The following is an 18,108-nucleotide window of genomic DNA, read 5'->3' as shown; positions in this document are numbered from 1 at the left end:
GAAGGGCGCCCCCGCTCCGGATTAAAACGTGCTTGTGGGGCCTTACTCGCCGATCTTCATCTCGGAGGTCGCGGCCTCCTCGGGATAGACCGTGACGAGGCGGCCGTCCTGCCACTGCATTCCCATCATCTTTGCCCGCTCGTTCTGGTTCTGGTCGCCGAACTTGACGCCGTAGCCCGCCGCGGTTTCCCCCTCGGGGATGTCGACCGCTTCCACCGCGGCGAGGATCGTGTCGGGCTCGAAGCCGTCGGCTTCGTCAAGCGCCCCGAAGATCGCCATCGCGCCGACGTAGTTGTTGAGCGAATGGCCCGAACGCGGCTCCTCCCCGTACTTCTCGCGGTAGGTCGCGACGAAATCCTCCATTCCGGGCGCATAGGACGGATCGACCGTGTATTGCGTGAAGTCCACGTCGAACACGCCTTCGATCACGTCGGTCCCGACGGCCTCCGCGGTCGGCACCATCGAATAGCCGCCGCCGCCGCCGATGATCGCGGAGGGCTTGAAGCCCGCCTCGTTGGCCTGCTGGAGAAACAGGACGGAATCGTTCTGGTAGGAGGTCTGCATCACCACGTCGACTTCGCGGCCCTGCAGGTCGAGGACGAGCGAAGACATGTCGACCGTCGAGGCGGGGTAGCCCTGCACCGTGACGATCTCGAGCCCGGCCTCTTCGCCGAACCGTTCCTGGTGGCCGGCGACGGAGGTGCCGTAGCTCGAATCCTCGTGGATCACCCCGACCCGGACCTCCGAGGGGTCCTTGCCGATCACGGGCGCGATCCGGTCGACGATCATCTGGATCGACATCCGCCCCATATCTTCCGCCGTCGGATTGGTGCGGAAGAGATATTGCAGGTCGCGGCCCGTCACCTCGTCGGCGACGGCACCGAGCTCGAAATAGGGGATGCCGGAAAGCTCGGCGACCTGGCTCGCCGCGATCGATCGCGATGAGGAATAGGTGCCGAGGATCGCCACCACGTTCTCGCGCGAGATCAGGCGGCGTGCCTCGCCGATGGCCTGGTTGTTGTCGACGGCGTCGCCGCGCACCAGCACGACCTCCTCGCCCTGCACCCCGCCATTCGCGTTGACCTCCTCCACGGCGAGTTCGACGCCCCGCGCGCTCTCTTCCCCGAGAAGGGCAAGCTGGCCGCTGAACGGATAGAGCGCGCCGAATTTGACCTCCGCCGCGAGGGGGCCTGCGATCAGGGCCGCGGTCGCGGTCGTGGCAAGTATGGATGACAGTCTCATGAAGCTCCTCCCAGAACTCGGATTCCCCCGCATCGGGGGTTTTTTCAGTACTCGAGCGCCTCCTTGCCCTCGAAACTCGTGATCGGCGGATGCGCCCGCTCGTCGGTCAGCACGTCGATCACCACCGTCTTCCCCGAGGCGATCGCCTTCTCGAGCGCGGGGCGAAACTCTTCCGGCCGCTCGATCCGTATACCCTCGCATCCGACCGCCCGGGCGATCGCCGCGTGATCGACGGGCGCAAAATGCACGACATCGGTATGCGCGCCGAAGAGGCTCAGCTCCGCGTGCTTCTGATAGCCGAGGATCTGGTTGTTGAGTACGACAAGCACCACCGGCAGACCCATCCGCCGCGACGTCTCGAGCTCTCCCCAGACATGGCCGAACCCCCCGTCGCCGGTGACGCAGACGACCGTAGCGTCGGGCCGCGCGGCCTTAGCGCCGAGCGCGAAGGGCAGCCCCCATCCGAGCCCGGCAAGTCCCCGCGGCGTCAGGAAGCGCTGCCCGGCCTTTCGGGCGGTCAGGCCGTTGGCGATCCAGATCGAGGAATAGCTCGCATCCGCCACGGCGATCGCGTCCTCGGGCAGGACCGCGTCGAGATCGCGCATCAAGCGCTCCGGACGGCAGGGCGACGCCTCCCAGTCGACGAGCCGGTCGAGATCGGCGAGATGCGCTTCTCGCCCCTTGGCGATCCGCGCCTCCAGATCGGACCGGCGCGCCTCGATCCCCGAGAGATCGACTTTTCCGAGTGCCTCCGCCAGCGCCTCGAGCGTCAATCGCGCATCGCCCAAGAGCCGTAACGCCTCGTAATTGCGTCCGATCTCCGCCCCGTCGATGTCGATATGGATATAGTCCGCGCCCTCGGGGTAGAGCTGCCAGCTATCTGTGCCGTTTTGGTTCGTGCGGTTGCCCACGAGGAGAACGACATCTGCCCCGGTAATCAGCTCGCGCTGATGCGACGCTCGCCCGCCCGGCGCCATGAAGTAGCCTGCCACGCCGAGGGAAAGCGGATGCGTCTCCGCGACGGCCCCCTTGCCCATCACGGTCGTGGCGACCGGAAACCCAAGCTCCTGCACCGCGCCCAGAGCGGCGGAAGCGCCCGAGGAATGGACACCGCCACCTGCGATGATCACCGGCCGCTCCGCCGTCGCGAGACGCCGGGCGGCCTCTTCTACACAGGCGGGATCGGCGACGCTCCGGTCGGCGGGAAAGGTGCCGAGCGATCTGGCACGGCGCGGCCCCTGGGCCACGTCCGGCCGCTCATCAAGCAGATCGACGGGCACCATCAGAACGGCCGGGCCGCCCCGTCCCGAAGCGGCGGCGGTGAAGGCCATGTCGACGTAATCGTCGATCCGGCCGACATCGGCCACCCGCCGGATCCATTTCGACACCCCCGCGAAAAGGGCAAAGTGATCAAGCTCCTGGAAGGCGTTCTTGTCGGTGAACTTGCGGTGCACGTCCTGCACGATGGCCACGACAGGGATCGAGGCTTTCAGCGCCTCCGCGAGGCCGGGAACGAGGAGCGTGGCGGCGGGACCGTTCTGCGCCGTGACGACCGGCACCCGGCTGCTGATCCGCGCATAGGCGTCGGCCATCGCGGCGCCGCCGTTTTCCGTGCGGTAGCCGATCTGCCGGATGCCGTGATCGGGGGCCGCGAGGATGAGGGCCGAGGGGAGCGACTGTCCGAAGATCTCCGTCACCCCGTGACGCGCGAGCGCCGCGGCCATTACCTGCGCCCCGGTGCGGTTCCCCGCACGGGACCGATCGTCTATCTCCACCCTGTCGTCCACGTCCTACGTCCTCCCGTCGCGACGATCCCGCGATCGCCGCCATCCATGCCCGGAAATCGGGGGCGGCAACCTCCGCGTCGCCGATCCCATTTGCGGCGGCTCACCCTAGAGAAGGCATCGTTCCCGTTGAGATCCGATACCCCCGATGCGCCGGCATCCTCATGCCTGCGGCCCCTCAGGACCCGAAGGCTTGCGCGGCATGGGATCGATACCGATGGTCCCCCTCCAATCCCGCCCCCCTGCGGGTCCGACGAACGAGCTACCACCCGCTGTCGTTATTTGATATTTGTTATAACAGAATGTCCGAGGAATCCACAAGCATGTCAAGCCGTGTGAACAAGGTAGGGGATCGATCCTCGAACGCAGGCGACTGGGTCCGACCCGTGGGGCGCGAAAGTCTCGCGGAACAGGCCTATGCATCGATCCGTGAGGCGCTGATGCGCGGGCAGCTTGCACCCGGGGAACGCATGAGGCTCCGCCCGATGTCGGAGAAGTTCGGCATATCCCTGACGCCGATGCGAGAGGCGCTGTTGCGGCTCGTGGTGGAGAAGGCGATGGACCTCGACGGGCGCGGCACGGTGATCGTTCCAACCTTGTCCCTAGACCAGTTGCTCGAGATCCGCGCGATACGGATGGATCTGGAGGGGCGGCTCGCGGCCAGCGCCGCGCGCATGGCGATGCCGGACGAGATCGACAATCTGGAGCGGATTCAAGCGCGCATCGCCGTATGTCATGCCGAGCGGCGCTTCGACGACGCCATCCCGCTCAATACCGAATTCCACCTCGCTCTCTGTGCCGCGGGACGGCTGCCGATCACCTACGAGATCGTCGAGGGGCTCTGGGTCCGCTGCGGCCCGATCCTGTCGCATCTCTACGATGCCGGTGAACCGCCCGGCTGGGATCCGCACCCGCACATGCGCGTCATCGAGGGTCTGCGCCGGGGCGACGAGGAGGCCGCGCGGGACGGGATCCGGTACGACATCGAGATGGGCGGGCGGGGATTGCTCGAACACGTCCGCCAGAGCTGACCCGCGCGCCTCCGCATCTCAACACAGCATCAGGCCACCATCGACATGCAGGAGTTCGCCCGTCACGTGAGCGGCATCATCCGACATGAGATAGGCGATGGCCCCCGCGATATCCTCGGGCCTGGCGATGCGGCCCGCCGGGATCGCGTCCGCAGCATCCTCCATCGCACCCCGCGAGGTCGCTCCGTGGCCGCCGGGATCCTTCCGCGTGAAGCCCGGAACGACGCAGTTCACGGTCACGCCAGACGGCGCGAGCTCTGCGGCGAGGGATTTCGCGAGCGCCTCGAGCGCGGCCTTGGCCGCGGCCGTCGCGGGAAAGGTCATGTCGCGGACCCCGTAACGATGCGCGACGAAGGAACTCACGACCACCACGCGGCCGGATCCCGCGGCGCGCAGATCGGGCAAGGCCGCGCGGACGAGGCGCAGGAAGGCGAGCGGCATCGAGGCGAAATCGGCGGCGAGCTCCTCGGGCGAGAGCTCCGCGACGGTGCCGCGCCGCGCCTGTCCCGCATTGCTCACGATGCCATCCACGCGGTCGAATTCGGCGCGGGCCGCGGCGACGAGCGCACCTGCCGTTTCCGCCGCGCCCAGATCGCCCAGATGCAGCCCGACCTTCGCCCCGGCGCGGCGCGCGGTCTCGGCCACTTCCTCCAATCCGTCGCGATTGCGCCGCGCATGCAGCATGAGCGCGACATCCGGTGCCGCGATCCGGCGCGCCGTCGCGGCGCCGATCCCGCTGCTGGCCCCGGTGATGAGGATGACCTTCCGCGATCCGTCCATGCGATTCCTGCCCGATCCCGCGGCACTCCTGCGTCCGCGGACACGATAGTGCCACGTCGCGTTGACAAGGAAACGGGGTCGGGGCCAATCTCGACGCAGAAAAACGCCGCGGCCGCCGAAGTGCCGCCGGGAACCGACGGGAAACGGACATGACCACGACGATCAGGCACCTCCTCGCCGGTGCGGCCGCATTGACCCTGCTCGCGGGGGCGGCAGGCGCGCAATCGATCACCATCGCCATAGGATCCGAACCTTCGACGCTCGATCCGCAGCTACGCGACGACGGCGGCGAGCGGCAGGTCAACGACAACATCTACGAGACGCTGATGGCGAGGACGCCCGAGGGCGAACTGGAGCCCGGCCTCGCCACCGAGGCCCGCCAGATAGACGAGACGACCTGGGAGTTCGACCTCCGGGAGGGCGTCACGTTCCACAACGGCGAGCCCTTCGACGCCGATGCCGTCGTGGCCAGCGTCGAACGCATCATCGACCCGGCCAACAATTCCGAACAGATGGCCTATTTCGGGACGATCGACGGCGCGGAGAAGGTGGACGACCTCACGGTCCGGATCACGACGACCGGACCCGATCCGATCCTGCCCTCCCGCATGTACTGGATGAAGATGGTCCCGCCCGGTCATGCCACGGATGGCGATATCGGTGCGGAGCCGGTGGGCACCGGGCCCTACCGCTTCGGCGACTGGTCGCGCGGCGAGAGCATCACGCTCGAGCGCAATCCCGATTACTGGGGCGAGGAGCCCGAGGTGGAGACGGCGACCTACCGGTTCGTGGGCGAGGCGGGAACGCGGCTCTCGGGCCTGATGGCGGGCGAGTTCGACATCATCACCAACCTCCTTCCGGAATTCACGCAGACGGCGCCGAAATTCGCGGCCGTCGACGGGCTCGAGACGTCGGTCTTCGTGCTCGGCACCGACAACGAAGTCGTCTCCAACCCGAAGGTCCGGGAGGCGCTGAACCTCGCGATCGACCGCGAGGCGATGGTGCAGGCCCTGTTCCAGGGCTATGCCAGCATCGCGCAGGGCCACCACGTCAATCCCGCGGCCTTCGGCTTCAACGCGGATCTCGAGAGCTATCCCTACGATCCGGAGCGGGCCCGCGCGCTGATCGAGGAGGCAGGCGCGACCGGCGCCACGATCGACGTCGTGGGGGAATCCGGCCGCTGGCTGAAGGATCGCGAGCAGATCGAGGCCGTCGCGGGCTACTGGGCGGAGACCGGGCTCGTCCCGAACGTACAGATCCAGGAATTCTCGCAATATCTCGACAGCCTGATGGGCGACGGACCGCGTCCCGACTCGATCTTCATCGCGAATTCCAACGAATTGCTCGACGCCGATCGCGAAGCCTCCTTCATCTACCACATGGACGGCGCCGCGGCCTCCAACTCGGACGCGGAGATGGCCACGATGATCGACGAGGCGCGCGTGACCACGGATCCGGAGGCGCGCCAAGATCTCTACGACCAGGTCTTCGCCAAGGGTCACGACCTGAACTACACCGTGCCGCTCTTCAACCTGCAGGACATCTACGGCATGTCGGAGCGGATGGAGTGGCAGCCGCGGACCGATGCCAAGCTCCTCATCAAGGAGATGGGCGTGACGGAATAGCGCCGGCATGGCGGCCTTCCTCCTCCGGCGCCTGATCCAGGGGGGTCTCGTCGTTCTGGGCGTCACCTTCACCGTCTTCGTGGTCACGCGGATCTTCGGCAACCCGGTCGATCTGATGCTGCCGCTGTCGGCCTCTCCGGAGCAGCGCGCGGCCTTCGCATCGGAGCTCGGGCTCGACCGGCCGCTCCCCGTGCAATTCGTCCAGTTCGCGGGCGAGCTCCTGCGGTTCGATTTCGGCGAAAGCACGTGGCAGCGCCGGCCGGCGATGGAGGTCGTGCTCGAACGCCTGCCGAACAGCCTGCTCCTGATCGGGGCGGGTCTCGGCCTCGCCATCGTGCTCTCGCTGCCCGCGGGCATCCTGGCGGCGCAGCGGCCGGGCGGGATCCTCGACCGGATCGTCACGGGGCTCAGCCTCGTGGGGCTCTCCATGCCGCAATTCTGGGTGGGGTTGCTGCTCATCGTGCTCTTTGCGGTCACTATCCCGCTTCTGCCGACATCCGGGATGGGCTCGCCGGCCCATCTCGTCCTGCCGGCGGTCACGCTCGCACTCGTGCCCTTCGCGCGGCTGACCCTGCTCGTCCGCTCGCAGATGATGGAGGAACTGAACAAGCCCTATATCCGCACCGCCCTCGCCCGGGGATTGCCGCACCGGCGGGTCCTCGTAGGCCATGCGCTGCGCAATGCGCTCATTCCGTTCCTGACCCTCGCGGGATGGGAGCTGGTCCTTGCGCTCGCGGGCTATACCGTGGTGGTCGAGACGGTCTTCGCCTGGCCCGGGATGGGCCTCGTGGCGATCCAGGCGCTGCAGCGCGGCGACCTGTTCCTCGTTCAGGCGATCGTCTATGTCGTCGCGGTGCTCATCGTGCTCGTCAACATTCTCCTCGACCTGGTCTTCAAGCTCGTCGACCCGCGGATCGGCCTTGGCTGATTCCGCCGCCCGTCAGGCCCCGTCCCGTCGCTCCCGTAACGGGACGCGCCTCCGCGCCTTCGCAGCCGAGCTCGGCGAGGACGTACCCGGCCTGATCGGGTTCCTCGTCCTGGTCGGCATCGTCGCCATGGCAATTTTCGCGCCCTTGCTCGCGCCGCACGATCCGGCCGCGCAATCCGTGCTCGCGCGGCTCGCGCCCCCCGCCTGGCTTCCCCGCGGGAACCCGGCGCATCTCCTCGGGACCGACGCGCTCGGCCGCGACGTGCTCAGCCGGATCATCTGGGGGGCGCGCGCAACGCTTCTCGTGGGTGTCGCGGTCGTGCTCCTCTCTGGGACGTTTGGCGTGATCGTGGGCCTCGTCGCGGGATACGTGGGCGGCCGGACCGACTCGATCCTGATGCGGCTCGTCGACATCCAGGTGTCCTTCCCCGGCATCCTCCTCATCCTGCTCATCGTCTCCATCGTGGGCCCGAGCCTCACGACGATCGTCGTCGTGCTCGCGCTCACGAACTGGATGATCTACGCGCGTATCGTGCGCGGCACGGTGATGTCCGTCCGCGCGGCGCCTTACGTCGAGGCGGCGGAGATCGTCGGATGCGGTCCCGCGCGTATCATCCTGCGCCACATCCTTCCGAACCTCGTCTCCCCCCTCCTCACCGTCGCGATCCTCGAATTCACCAACGTCGTCCTCGCGGAGGCGGCGATCTCCTTCCTCGGGCTGGGCGTGCAGCCTCCGGCCACGAGCTGGGGGCTCGATGTGGCGAGCGGGCGCGACTACGTCTATGTCGCGTGGTGGCTCGTGACCTTTCCCGGTCTCGCCATCGCGATCACGGTCCTTTCGATAAACCTCTTCGCGAACTGGGTCCGGGTGACGACGGATCCGCGCGAGCGGGAAAAGCGGTTCGGCTGGTCCAAGACGGCCCGCAGGCTCGCCGGCCGGTCGTGACGGGAGAACCGCTCCTCTCCGTCGCCGACCTGCGCGTCGTGTTCCCGACTCGGGCCGGAATCGTGCGCGCGGTGAACGACGTCTCGCTCGCCGTCTCGCCCGGCGAGACTTTGGGCATCGTCGGTGAGTCGGGCTCCGGCAAGAGCGTCACGGCGCAGGCGGTCCTCGGGCTCCTGCCGCTGCCGGGTCGCGTCGTCGGGGGCGAGATCCTCTGGCGGGGCAAGCCGTTCCAGGCACATGGCGCCGGGGTTCGCGGCAAGGAGATCGCCTGCATCTTCCAGGACCCGATGCAATCGCTGAACCCCCTCATGACGATCGGTGCCCAACTCGTCGAGACGCTTCGCCATCACGCCCGGCTCGGCCGTCGCGCCGCGCGCGACCGGGCCGCGGAGCTTCTGGCCGAGGTCGCGCTGAGCGCGCCCGCGCGGCGGCTCGACCAGTATCCGCACGAACTTTCCGGCGGCATCCTGCAGCGCGTCATGCTCGCCATGGCGCTGGCCTGCGAGCCCCGCCTCATCATCGCCGACGAGCCCACGACCGCGCTCGACGTCACGATCCAGGCGGAGATCCTCGCCCTCCTCTCGCGTCTCCAGAGGGAGCGCGGCCTGGCCATCCTGCTCATCACCCACGATCTCGGCATCGTCGCGGGCCTCTGCCACCGCGTCGCGGTGATGTATGCGGGACGGATCGTGGAGACCGGGGAGGTCGACGCGCTCTTCGCCCGGCCCGCCCATCCCTATACGCAAGGCCTCCTGCGCGCGACGCCGACGCTCGAAGCGCAATCCGAGCGGCTCGTCTCGATCCCCGGCGCCCCGCCCGCGCTCCTCGTTCCGCCCGCGGGCTGTCCGTTCCGGACGCGCTGCCCGATCGCCGCCCGACCGTGCGAGACGCTGCCCGACCCCGCGCGGACGGAGACCGGCATGGTCGTCTGCTGGCGCGCGGGCGAGGCCGCCTGGGCGGATATCCCCCGATGACGCCGACCCTCACCGTCGAAAACCTGAGCGTCGCCTACGAGGTGACGGATCGCGGTGGCGTCTGGCCGTCGCAGCGGCGCGTCACGGCGCTCCATCCGCTCAGCTTCGAGATCGCGCCGGGAGAGACGCTGGGCCTCGTCGGGGAATCGGGGTCGGGCAAGACAACCGCCGGACGCGCGATCCTGCGACGCGTGGATGTCGCGGGCGGGTGCATCCTCTTTCAGGGTGCCGACATCACCCGGGCAAGCGGATCGCGGCTCCGCCGCCTCCGCGCGGAAATGCAGCTTATCCTGCAGGACCCGTTCACCTCCCTGAACCCGCGGATGCGCATCGCCGACCTCGTGGGCGAACCCCTCACGGTCCATGGCCGGGCCGGAACCCGCGCGGAATTGCGGGGGCGCGTCGCGTCGCTTCTCGAGCGGGTGGGCCTGCCTGCGGACAGCGCCGAGCGGTTTCCCCATGCCTTTTCCGGCGGCCAGCTTCAGCGCGTGGGGATCGCCCGCGCGCTTGCGCTGAACCCCCGCCTGATCGTCGCGGACGAACCGGTTTCCGCCCTCGACGTCTCTGTCCGGGCGCAGGTGGTCAACCTCATGCAGGACATCCAGCGCGAGGAAGGGTTGAGCTATCTCTTCATCGCCCACGACCTCGCCATCGTGCGCCAGATCTCCCACCGCGTCGCGATCCTCTATGCCGGCCGGCTGGTCGAGATCGCGGGGCGCGAGGCGATCTACGGGCGTCCGCGACATCCCTACACGGTCGCCCTTCTCGATGCGGTGCCCGTTCCCGATCCGCCCGCGCAACGGCTCCGCCAGAGGACGGCCCCCCTCGCCGCCCCGCCGGACATGGGCGCCGCGATGCAGGGCTGCGCCTATGCCGCGCGATGCCCCCGCGCGACCGAGCGGTGCCGTGCGGAGGAGCCACCTCTCGCGGAGATCGCACCGGGCCACAAGACGGCGTGCTGGCATCCGGTGTAGCGTTCGTCGTGCTCGCTTTTACCTTTGTACCACCGGGCAAACCTCGGCGACCGGGAAGGTTTCAGACGCCGTAATTCGAAGGCGAACCGTGCATCGGCAAGACGCCTCTCGGGCATCCGAGTATCACCTGGCCTATGTGGATCAGGCCCAAGCGTCCGTGCCGTCCATCATCTCACCGGCCCTTTCGACGTTTGCACATCGCTGTGGACCAGATCGGCGAGGGCGTCCGGCCCTCCGAAACCACCCGATTTCGTGACCAGACGAAGCTCCCCCCAATCCGTCCGGACATCGCTGACCGGAAGACCCGGAGCGATCTCGGCGATCAGCGAGAGGCGGTGCAGCCCCGAGGCGTCGAGGATCGCGTTCGCGGTCTCCCCGCCCGAGGCGATGAGCGTGGCGGGGGCATGATCGCGCATGAGGGCGGCGATGGCCGTCGAGAAAGCCGACGCGGCTTCGGCGGGGGACCGCCCCGTGCCGCCTTCCGTCATCTGGACGATGACGACCGCGCCATCGCCGGCGATTTCCGCCAGATCGCCGTCGGGCGCCGCCAGGACGTTCCACGACCGGCGCAGAACATCGACCTGCGCCTGCGTAACGGGATCACGCGAGCCTATCGCCACGAGGATCGGTCGCGGCAACGAAGGCCGCGAAGGCGGGATGGTGCGGAGGTCGCGCGCCAAGGCGAATGCGAGCGATCGCGCACCCACCCACAGGGACGGCCGACATTCGGCCACGAGACGGTCGAGATCGGCCTCTGTTGCAAGCTCCGGGCATTGAACGGCGCGGTCGAAGAGCGGCGCGACTGCGATCGGGCGTTCGATCCCGTGCCCGCGGATTGCGCCATCACGCTGAATGCGCCCCATCGACGGAATGGCTGGGGCCACCACGATGGGCAGGTCAGCGAGCGCATCGGCGAGCACCGAGACCTCGGCGCCGACATGGCCCTTCAGGCGGGAATCGACCTTCTTCACGATGACGTCGTAGGCCCCGAAGTCGATCCGCTCGCAAAGCTCTGTCATCGCGGCAGTCGCTGCGGACGCCGTGCCGTCGCGCGTGCCGGAACTGACGACAAGAACGTCGGGCGCTTCCGCCAAGACGGCGCGCACCTCACCCAAGGATCGGGCAACAAGGACGCGGGTTTCGGGCGCGGCGAAGGCGACGCCGGAATCGAGCGCCCCGGTCAGATCGTCCGCTATGAGAAGAACCCGGCTCATGACCTCACCCCGCCTTGCTCGCCTATCCTAGCCGCGCCGGCCGCGTCCTTCAAAGGCCGCCTGGACGGAAGGCGCACCTCACCCTCATCCCGCTCTCGATTTTCCGAACGACACAGTAACGGAAATCAAGGATTGCGGCGCCGATAGGCGCGAGGCCGTGGAGAATGCCGTCCCGATGGTGATAGAAGCCCTTGACGCTGTCCTTTGAGGGCGCGCGCCGCCGCACTGTCTGAACGCCAGCGACCTGGCCTGATCGATCCGGAGATACCCGCATGTCCGACACACCCATCGTCATCACAATGGGCGATCCGTCCGGCGTGGGCGCCGAGGTCACCGCCAAGGCGATGGCGAGCCTGCCGCCCGAGGACCGCGCCCGCTACGCCGTGGTGGGCGACGCCGACACGCTCGACCGGGCGATCAGATCGTCCGGACTGGACCTTCCGCTGGCGGAGGCCGGGACGGCCAAGGATGGCGCGCTGCGCTTCATCCACGTCCCCGTCGACGGGTTGCCCGGCAGGTTCGGCGTCCTGTCTGAGGCCTGCGGCGAGGCCTCCTTCCGCTATATCGAGCGCGCCGTGCGCTTGAGCCTCGACGGGGAGGCGAGCTGCATCGTCACGGCACCAATCAACAAGGAAGCGCTGAACGCGGCCGGCCACCATTACGACGGCCATACCGGCATGCTGGCCTCGCTGACGCAGACGCCCTCATCGTGGATGCTTCTCGCGGCCCCGACGCTGAACGTGCTGCACGTCTCGACCCATGTCTCGCTGAAGGACGCGATCGGCCGGGCGACGCCGGACCGGATCCACGACACCATCCGCATGGGCCACGATCACCTGCGCCGCATGGGCCTCGACGCGCCGCGGATCGCCGTCGCCGGCATCAATCCCCATTGCGGTGAGAACGGCCTGTTCGGACGCGAGGACGAAACCCAGATCGCGCCGGGTGTCGAACGCGCCCGTGCCGAGGGCATCGACGTCGTGGGTCCGATCTCGGCCGATACGGTCTTTCACCGGGCCAACACGGGCGCCTTCGATCTCGTCCTGGCCCAATACCACGATCAGGGGCATATCCCGATCAAGCTCATCGCGTTCGACACGGCGGTGAACGTCACGCTGGGCCTGCCCATCGACCGCTGCTCGGTCGACCACGGCACCGCCTTCGACATCGCCGGAACGGGCAAGGCGAACCACGTCAACATGCTCGCCGCCCTCGAATACGGACGAAAACTGCAGGCGGCGAAATCGGGCAAGTGACCGTCCCGGACCCCGCCCAAGCCATCCAGCGATGGCTTGGGCGCATCGCGTTCACCCGGCGCAGGACGCGATGTCTTCCGCGATGGAGGCGATCAGCTGCGGATAGAAGTCCGGGCCGAGCGCGATCTCCGTGCCGAGCGGATCGATCGTCGCGGTGTGGGCATCGGTACCCTCGGCCACGGTCTCGACGAGCGACTGGTTGAACTGCGGCTCGGAGAAGACGCAGGCGACGTCGAGGTTCCGGACGGTGTCGCGCACCTCCTCGACCCGCGCCGGCGAGGGATCGGACGCATCGCTGAGTTCGATGGCGCCGACGGTCGAGAGGCCAAACCGCTCCTCGAAATAGCGATATGCGTCGTGGAAGACCACGAAGCGCAGGTCCTTGACGTCCCGGAGCGTATTCCTCGCGTCCTCCACCGCCGTGTCGATCTCGGCCTTTCCGGCTGCGGCGTTCGACGCGTAGGTTTCGGCGTTCTCGACGTCGAGTTCGCCCAATGTCACGGCGATCGCGTCGAGCCAGGTCTTTGCGTTCTCCGGGTCGAGCCAGGCATGGGGATCGACGCCCTCATGGGAATGACCATGTTCGCTCTCTGCATGATCGTGCGCCTCCCCATGAGCGTGTTCGCCCAAGTGATCGTGCGTCTCCCCATGCGCATGGTCATCCTCGTGTTCGTGGTCCTCATCGTGGGCATGTTCGCCCTCGTGATCGTGCCCCTCCTCATGGGCATGGTCATCCTCGTGATCATGGCCCTCGTGATCGCCATGATCGTGCGGCGCGAAGGTCGCGCCGGTGCGGAATTCGTGCGTCTGCGTGCCGGGAACCTCCAGGAGCTCCACGGCCTCCGCCCCGGGCGCGAGGTTGGCGATCGCATTCTCCAGCCAGGGCTCGAGTTCGGGCCCGATCCAGAAGACGGCATCCGCCTCCTGTAGGCCCCGCGCCTCGGAGGGGCGCATCGAATGACCGTGGGGGGAGGCGCCGGGCTGGACGATCAGCGTCGGCTCGCCGAGATCGCCCATCACCCGCGCCACGAGCCCATGAACGGGGGCGATATCGGTCGCGACCTGCGGCACGTCGGCGACCGCGGCGCTGGTGGCGAGTAGCCCGGCAAGGCCGGAAAGGGTCGACAGACGGTTGGACATGGGCGCCTCATGTAATTAGATAACATTTCATCGGCGGCAGTAATCGAAGCTCTTTACGGCCGCAAGCCCCGCATGACAGGAGACGTCCATGTCGAGCACCGCATTCGAATCGCACGATCACGCAAGCTGCATCGCGCAGGGCGTCGCCTCTGCGGAGCGCCATTGCGCCGCCAACAAGCTCCAATTCACCCGGGCCCGCCGTCGCGTCCTCGAGATCCTGCTCGAGGAGCACCGGTCGATGGGCGCCTACGAGATCCTCGACCGGCTCCGTGCGGAGGGGTTCGGCTCGCAGCCTCCGGTGGCCTACCGGGCGCTCGACTTCCTGGTGAGCCACGGCTTCGCGCACCGGATCGAACGGCTCAATGCCTTCATCGCCTGCATTCATGCGGAGAACCGGCACAGCCCGGCCTTCCTCATCTGCCGCTCCTGCGACCGCGTGGTCGAGGCCGAGGCCGATCCGCGGGCAGGCGAGCTCGGCCGCGCGGCCGAGGCGGCGGGCTTCGTGATCGAGCGGACCGTCCGCGAGGCGATCGGGCTTTGTCCCTCCTGCGCGACGGAGGCCGCGTGACCTTTCTCGTCGAGACGCGGGGGCTTTCCGTCCGTCTCGGGGGCAGCATGGTGCTCGACGACGTGGATTTTACGATTCGCCGGGGCGAAATCGTCACGATCGTCGGACCCAACGGGTCGGGCAAGTCGACGCTCCTGCGCACGATCCTCGGCGGCGTTCGTCCGAGCCGGGGCCGCATCGACCGCGCGCCGGGATTGCGGCTCGGCTACGTGCCGCAGCGCCTCGCGCTCGATCCGACCCTGCCGATGACGGTCACACGATTTCTGGGCCTGACGCGACGGATCCCGCCTCGCGAGCGCGACGCGGCGTTGACCCGGGCCGGCATCCCCGATCTCGGCGGGCAGCAGATGGCCGATCTGTCGGGCGGGCAGTTCCAGCGCGTGCTCCTCGCCCGCGCGATCCTCGAGAACCCCGACCTCCTGATCCTCGACGAGGCGACTGCGGGGCTCGACCAGCCGGGCGCGGCCGCATTCTACCGCCGCCTCGAGGAGGTCCGGTCGGAGACGGGGTGCGCGGTGCTCATGGTCAGTCACGACCTGCACGTGGTGATGAGCGCGTCCGATCGCGTGATCTGCCTCAACGGCCATGTCTGCTGCGAGGGCACGCCGCAGGTCGTGGCGGAGGCGCCGGTCTATCGGGCACTCTTCGGCGAGGGCACGCAAGGGGCGCTGGCGCTCTACCGTCACCGCCACGACCACCGCCACGACCATGGCGGGGCCGCGGATCCGGACGCGACACGGGTTCGGGAGGCCGGCTGATGCTCGACGATTTCATGACCCGCGCGACGCTCGCCGGCATCGGCACCGCTCTTGCCGCGGCGCCCATGGGCTGTTTCGTCGTCTGGCGGCGGATGGCCTATTTCGGGGATGCGACCGCCCATGCGGCGATCCTCGGCGTGGCGCTATCGCTCGCCCTGTCATTGCCGATCTTCGCCGGCGCGGTGGTGATCGCGCTCCTCATGGCGACGACGGTCGCGCTGCTCTCGGGCCGCGGCTACGCGATGGACACGCTTTTGGGCGTCCTTGCCCATTCGGCGCTGGCCTTCGGCCTCCTCGCGGCCTCGTTCCTCACCTCGGTCCGGATCGACATCATGGCCTATCTCTTCGGCGACATCCTCGCCGTGAGCCGGTCGGACCTGGCCGTCATCTGGGGCGGGGCCGCGCTCGTCCTGGCCCTCGTCGCCTGGCGCTGGTCGGCGCTCCTGACGGCGACGCTGAACCCCGATCTCGCGCGTGCGGCCGGGATCGATCCGAAGCACGAGGAGCTCGTCCTGACGCTGGCGCTCGCCATCGTCGTGGCCGTTGCGATCAAGGTCGTGGGCGTGCTCCTGATCACCGCGCTCCTGATCATCCCGGCGGCGACGGCACGCCCCTTCGCCCGCACGCCGGAGACGATGGCCCTGATCGCCACAGGCGTCGCGATCGCCTCCGCCTGGGGCGGGCTGCGCGCCTCCTATGCCTTCGACACGCCCACGGGCCCCACCATCGTCTGCGTCGTCGCCATCCTGTTCTGCTGTTCCGCGACCGTTTCCGGCCTGCGCCGTCTCAAGGTCCGGACGGACTGAGAGACGCGCCAGGTCTCGGGCGGGTCTTCGAGACCCCTGCCCGATGTCGTCGTGCAAGACCTGCGCCGCCGCGACGCGGACCGCGGGGATAGGCAGGGCCAGCGAACCGCGTCATTCGAGGCGTCCTCGCTCGTGCCCGGATGTTGCAGGAGGCGGCTGGACGCCGGGCGCCATATCGGCTCTATCCCGTGGCAGACGATCTGGCCCGGCCATGCCGCGCGCCTCTTCTTCCATTCGATCGCCAGTGTCGGGGACGTGCCGCGAGATGCGCTGGACAACAGGGAGGCGCCCCGGATGAGCGCGTTCGATACGGCGAACGACCTGCCCTGGCGGGGGATCGGCCTGCGCATCCTGTCGGGCCTCCTCTTCGCGGGAATGATCGTCATGGTGAAGGCCCTGAGCGAGGAGGTGCCGCTCGGGGAGATCGTCTTCTTCCGCTCCGCCTTCGCGCTGATCCCGCTCGTGGTGTTCCTCCGGATGCGGGGGGAGTTCCCCTCCGGCCTGCGGAGCGGACGGCCCTGGGGACATGTCCTGCGGTCGGGCTTCGGTTGCGCGGCGATGTTCACGTCCTTCGCATCCATCGCCCGCCTGCCCGTGGCCGAGGCGATGCTGATCAGCTACCTGTCGCCGGTCCTGACGGCCGTGGCGGGTGTGATCCTCCTGGGCGAGCGGGCGACGGTGTTCCGCGTCGGCGGCATCGCCCTCGGGCTCGCCGGGGTGGCGGTGCTCGTCGGGCCCGAGATCGGCGCGGGGCCGATGGACGAGACGCGGCTTGCCGGTCTCGCCTTCGGCGTCCTTACCGCGATCCTGACCTCGCTCGCGCTCGCCATGACCCGCTCTCTCGCGCGTACCGGCGAAAGCCCCGGCGCCATCGCCTTCTACTTCGCCGTGACCTCGGCACTGGCGGGCCTCGCCACGCTGCCGGGCGGCTGGATTCTGCCCTCGGCGCAGGCTGTCACGTTCCTCGTGCTCGCGGGCATCTTCGGCGGCTTCGCCCATATCGCGATGACGCTCGCCTTCAAGTATGCCGAGGCGTCGCGGATGGCACCGTTCGAATATGTCACGCTGATCTGGGCCGTCCTGACCGATCTCGTGATCTTCGGCCTGCCGCTCGCCCCCGCCTTCTTCCTCGCCTTGCCGCTGGTCCTCTTCGGCGCGGGCTTCGCCGCGATGGAGCGCCGCCGTCCGCTCGGGCCGGTGCCCGCCTGACCGGGGGCGAACGCCGGCAAGGTGCGTCGTCTGGGCAGTGACGCCCGATAAGGAACGGTCTCGGGCCCTGGTCCTCAGGCGCTTTCGGCCAATGGCACCGGCGCAAGACGCGCGAGGAGCGTCGCCGGATCGGCGAGATCGGCGGCAGTCACGACCGGCCCCTCATGCGGCGCGACGCGGACCTTGGCGATGAGATCCTCGATCACGTCGAGCGCCCGTTCGATGTCGTCCATCGGCGCGTCGAAGAGATCGTAGATCGAATACCGCCACCATTGCGAGGCGAGCAGCCGCTCGATCACGGGCTCGGGAAAGCGTAGGCGCAGGACCCGGCCGGGCGTGCCCACCACGATCGCATAGGGCGGCACGTCCTTCACCACCGTGGCCCGCGCGCCGATGATCGCGCCGGTCCCCACGGTGATGCCAGACTTGAGGAACGCCCCCTGCCCGATCCAGACATCGGGGCCGAGCGTGGTGACGGGACAGGATGCCGGGAAAGGGCGCCGCTTGGCGGCGATCTCGGCGAGCCTCTCCGGCGCCATCAGCCGGTCCCAGCCATTGACCTCGGGATAGTACCCGGTGCGCGAGGTCGTCAGCCAGTCGGAGGGATGCTCGTGCGTCCCAGTCACGACGCCCGCCGCGATCGAGCAATAGGGGCCGACGCGCAGGTTGTTGAGCGTGCCGCCCGAGAGGTTGCAGAAGGCCCCGATATCGAGGAACGCGCCGGGCGTGACCCCCGCGAGGACCGATGTCGGCCCCTCGAAACGCGACGCCGCATCGAGGCGGCCCGTCTGGCCGAGGCCCGCGAGCTTCAGCCCGTGGGCAGCGAGCGCCCGGTAATCCGCGCGGGCGAGGTCAATCGTGATCTGTGGCATA

General features: G+C 68.5%; 17 protein-coding genes. 11 read left to right on the top strand and 6 right to left on the bottom strand.

Going from position 1 to position 18,108, the window contains the following annotated elements; genetic code table 11:
• Positions 1 to 42 precede the first annotated feature (42 nt).
• Both LX81_RS08800 and LX81_RS08795 read right to left on the bottom strand, forming a co-directional pair.
• Positions 43 to 1,242: an ABC transporter substrate-binding protein gene (locus LX81_RS08800; protein ID WP_111536920.1), complete on the bottom strand. Its 1,200-nt coding sequence runs from the start codon at positions 1,240 to 1,242 to the stop codon at positions 43 to 45.
• A gap of 44 nt (positions 1,243 to 1,286) precedes the next feature.
• Positions 1,287 to 3,029: an acetolactate synthase catalytic subunit gene (locus LX81_RS08795; RefSeq protein WP_111536919.1), complete on the bottom strand. Its 1,743-nt coding sequence runs from the start codon at positions 3,027 to 3,029 to the stop codon at positions 1,287 to 1,289.
• 320 nt (positions 3,030 to 3,349) lie between these two features.
• On the opposite strand from LX81_RS08795, the gene LX81_RS08790 reads away from it, so the two are divergent.
• The gene (locus LX81_RS08790) at positions 3,350 to 4,057 is read left to right on the top strand and encodes a GntR family transcriptional regulator (RefSeq protein WP_111536918.1); all 708 of its coding nucleotides are present in this window, start codon (positions 3,350 to 3,352) and stop codon (positions 4,055 to 4,057) included.
• A gap of 18 nt (positions 4,058 to 4,075) precedes the next feature.
• Here LX81_RS08790 and LX81_RS08785 read toward each other — a convergent pair whose 3' ends face one another.
• Positions 4,076 to 4,837 (bottom strand): SDR family NAD(P)-dependent oxidoreductase, encoded by a 762-nt coding sequence (locus LX81_RS08785; protein WP_111536917.1) that lies wholly within the window; start codon positions 4,835 to 4,837, stop codon positions 4,076 to 4,078.
• Positions 4,838 to 4,986: 149 nt separating this feature from the next.
• Between LX81_RS08785 and LX81_RS08780 the strand changes: the two genes are divergently transcribed.
• From LX81_RS08780 to LX81_RS08760, 5 genes are read left to right on the top strand one after another with little or no spacing between them, the layout of a single operon-like run.
• Positions 4,987 to 6,462: an ABC transporter substrate-binding protein gene (locus LX81_RS08780; protein WP_111536916.1), complete on the top strand. Its 1,476-nt coding sequence runs from the start codon at positions 4,987 to 4,989 to the stop codon at positions 6,460 to 6,462.
• 7 nt (positions 6,463 to 6,469) lie between these two features.
• Positions 6,470 to 7,390: an ABC transporter permease gene (locus tag LX81_RS08775; RefSeq protein WP_111536915.1), complete on the top strand. Its 921-nt coding sequence runs from the start codon at positions 6,470 to 6,472 to the stop codon at positions 7,388 to 7,390.
• Positions 7,383 to 8,336, top strand: a complete 954-nt coding sequence (locus tag LX81_RS08770) for an ABC transporter permease (protein WP_170133888.1) — start codon at positions 7,383 to 7,385, stop codon at positions 8,334 to 8,336. Before LX81_RS08775 ends, LX81_RS08770 begins: the two co-directional genes overlap by 8 nt.
• Positions 8,333 to 9,310, top strand: coding sequence for an ABC transporter ATP-binding protein (locus LX81_RS08765; protein WP_111536913.1), 978 nt, complete (start codon positions 8,333 to 8,335; stop codon positions 9,308 to 9,310). The genes LX81_RS08770 and LX81_RS08765 overlap by 4 nt, the downstream gene beginning before the upstream one ends.
• Positions 9,307 to 10,284: an ABC transporter ATP-binding protein gene (locus LX81_RS08760; protein ID WP_111536912.1), complete on the top strand. Its 978-nt coding sequence runs from the start codon at positions 9,307 to 9,309 to the stop codon at positions 10,282 to 10,284. The genes LX81_RS08765 and LX81_RS08760 overlap by 4 nt, the downstream gene beginning before the upstream one ends.
• Before the next feature lie 167 nt (positions 10,285 to 10,451).
• On the opposite strand, the gene LX81_RS08755 is transcribed toward LX81_RS08760, so the two are convergent.
• Complete coding sequence (locus LX81_RS08755) at positions 10,452 to 11,498, bottom strand: four-carbon acid sugar kinase family protein (protein ID WP_111536911.1); 1,047 nt, start codon at positions 11,496 to 11,498, stop codon at positions 10,452 to 10,454.
• 272 nt (positions 11,499 to 11,770) lie between these two features.
• Here LX81_RS08755 and pdxA point away from each other — a divergent pair, with 272 nt between their 5' ends.
• Entirely contained in the window at positions 11,771 to 12,754 is a 984-nt protein-coding gene (gene pdxA, locus LX81_RS08750) for a 4-hydroxythreonine-4-phosphate dehydrogenase PdxA (RefSeq protein WP_111536910.1), read from the top strand.
• Between the two features lie 51 nt (positions 12,755 to 12,805).
• Here the strand turns inward: pdxA and LX81_RS08745 are convergent, their stop codons facing one another.
• Positions 12,806 to 13,894 (bottom strand): zinc ABC transporter substrate-binding protein, encoded by a 1,089-nt coding sequence (locus tag LX81_RS08745; protein ID WP_111536909.1) that lies wholly within the window; start codon positions 13,892 to 13,894, stop codon positions 12,806 to 12,808.
• A gap of 88 nt (positions 13,895 to 13,982) precedes the next feature.
• On the opposite strand from LX81_RS08745, the gene LX81_RS08740 reads away from it, so the two are divergent.
• The 4 genes from LX81_RS08740 to LX81_RS08725 all read left to right on the top strand — a co-directional run bounded on the left by LX81_RS08740 (position 13,983) and on the right by LX81_RS08725 (position 17,235).
• Positions 13,983 to 14,462, top strand: coding sequence for a Fur family transcriptional regulator (locus LX81_RS08740; protein ID WP_111536908.1), 480 nt, complete (start codon positions 13,983 to 13,985; stop codon positions 14,460 to 14,462).
• 47 nt (positions 14,463 to 14,509) lie between these two features.
• Positions 14,510 to 15,220: a metal ABC transporter ATP-binding protein gene (locus LX81_RS08735; protein WP_111537007.1), complete on the top strand. Its 711-nt coding sequence runs from the start codon at positions 14,510 to 14,512 to the stop codon at positions 15,218 to 15,220.
• A complete protein-coding gene (locus LX81_RS08730; protein ID WP_111536907.1) occupies positions 15,220 to 16,026 on the top strand; it encodes a metal ABC transporter permease in 807 nt (268 codons plus the stop codon). Before LX81_RS08735 ends, LX81_RS08730 begins: the two co-directional genes overlap by 1 nt.
• Positions 16,027 to 16,320: 294 nt before the next feature.
• Positions 16,321 to 17,235, top strand: coding sequence for a DMT family transporter (locus LX81_RS08725; RefSeq protein WP_111537006.1), 915 nt, complete (start codon positions 16,321 to 16,323; stop codon positions 17,233 to 17,235).
• Between the two features lie 74 nt (positions 17,236 to 17,309).
• On the opposite strand, the gene LX81_RS23110 is transcribed toward LX81_RS08725, so the two are convergent.
• Positions 17,310 to 18,107, bottom strand: coding sequence for a CatB-related O-acetyltransferase (locus LX81_RS23110; RefSeq protein WP_111536906.1), 798 nt, complete (start codon positions 18,105 to 18,107; stop codon positions 17,310 to 17,312).
• Position 18,108 lies beyond the last annotated feature (1 nt).

It is taken from the genome of Palleronia aestuarii (assembly GCF_003253995.1).
Classification (GTDB): Bacteria; Pseudomonadota; Alphaproteobacteria; order Rhodobacterales; family Rhodobacteraceae; genus Palleronia; species Palleronia aestuarii.
Note: the sequence above shows the minus strand (reverse complement) of the source record. Positions and strands in the feature narration are given on the sequence as shown.

Bases quoted from the DNA above. Each gene is read 5' to 3' on its own strand.
- LX81_RS08800 (WP_111536920.1), bottom strand. From the start codon at position 1,242: ATGAGACTGTCATCCATACTTGCCACGACCGCGACCGCGGCCCTGATC.
- LX81_RS08790 (WP_111536918.1), top strand. From the start codon at position 3,350: ATGTCAAGCCGTGTGAACAAGGTAGGGGATCGATCCTCGAACGCAGGC.
- LX81_RS08785 (WP_111536917.1), bottom strand. From the start codon at position 4,837: ATGGACGGATCGCGGAAGGTCATCCTCATCACCGGGGCCAGCAGCGGG.
- LX81_RS08780 (WP_111536916.1), top strand. From the start codon at position 4,987: ATGACCACGACGATCAGGCACCTCCTCGCCGGTGCGGCCGCATTGACC.
- LX81_RS08775 (WP_111536915.1), top strand. From the start codon at position 6,470: ATGGCGGCCTTCCTCCTCCGGCGCCTGATCCAGGGGGGTCTCGTCGTT.
- LX81_RS08760 (WP_111536912.1), top strand. From the start codon at position 9,307: ATGACGCCGACCCTCACCGTCGAAAACCTGAGCGTCGCCTACGAGGTG.
- LX81_RS08755 (WP_111536911.1), bottom strand. From the start codon at position 11,498: ATGAGCCGGGTTCTTCTCATAGCGGACGATCTGACCGGGGCGCTCGAT.
- pdxA (WP_111536910.1), top strand. From the start codon at position 11,771: ATGTCCGACACACCCATCGTCATCACAATGGGCGATCCGTCCGGCGTG.
- LX81_RS08745 (WP_111536909.1), bottom strand. From the start codon at position 13,894: ATGTCCAACCGTCTGTCGACCCTTTCCGGCCTTGCCGGGCTACTCGCC.
- LX81_RS08740 (WP_111536908.1), top strand. From the start codon at position 13,983: ATGTCGAGCACCGCATTCGAATCGCACGATCACGCAAGCTGCATCGCG.
- LX81_RS08735 (WP_111537007.1), top strand. From the start codon at position 14,510: ATGGTGCTCGACGACGTGGATTTTACGATTCGCCGGGGCGAAATCGTC.
- LX81_RS08730 (WP_111536907.1), top strand. From the start codon at position 15,220: ATGCTCGACGATTTCATGACCCGCGCGACGCTCGCCGGCATCGGCACC.
- LX81_RS08725 (WP_111537006.1), top strand. From the start codon at position 16,321: ATGAGCGCGTTCGATACGGCGAACGACCTGCCCTGGCGGGGGATCGGC.
- LX81_RS23110 (WP_111536906.1), bottom strand. From the start codon at position 18,107: ATGCCACAGATCACGATTGACCTCGCCCGCGCGGATTACCGGGCGCTC.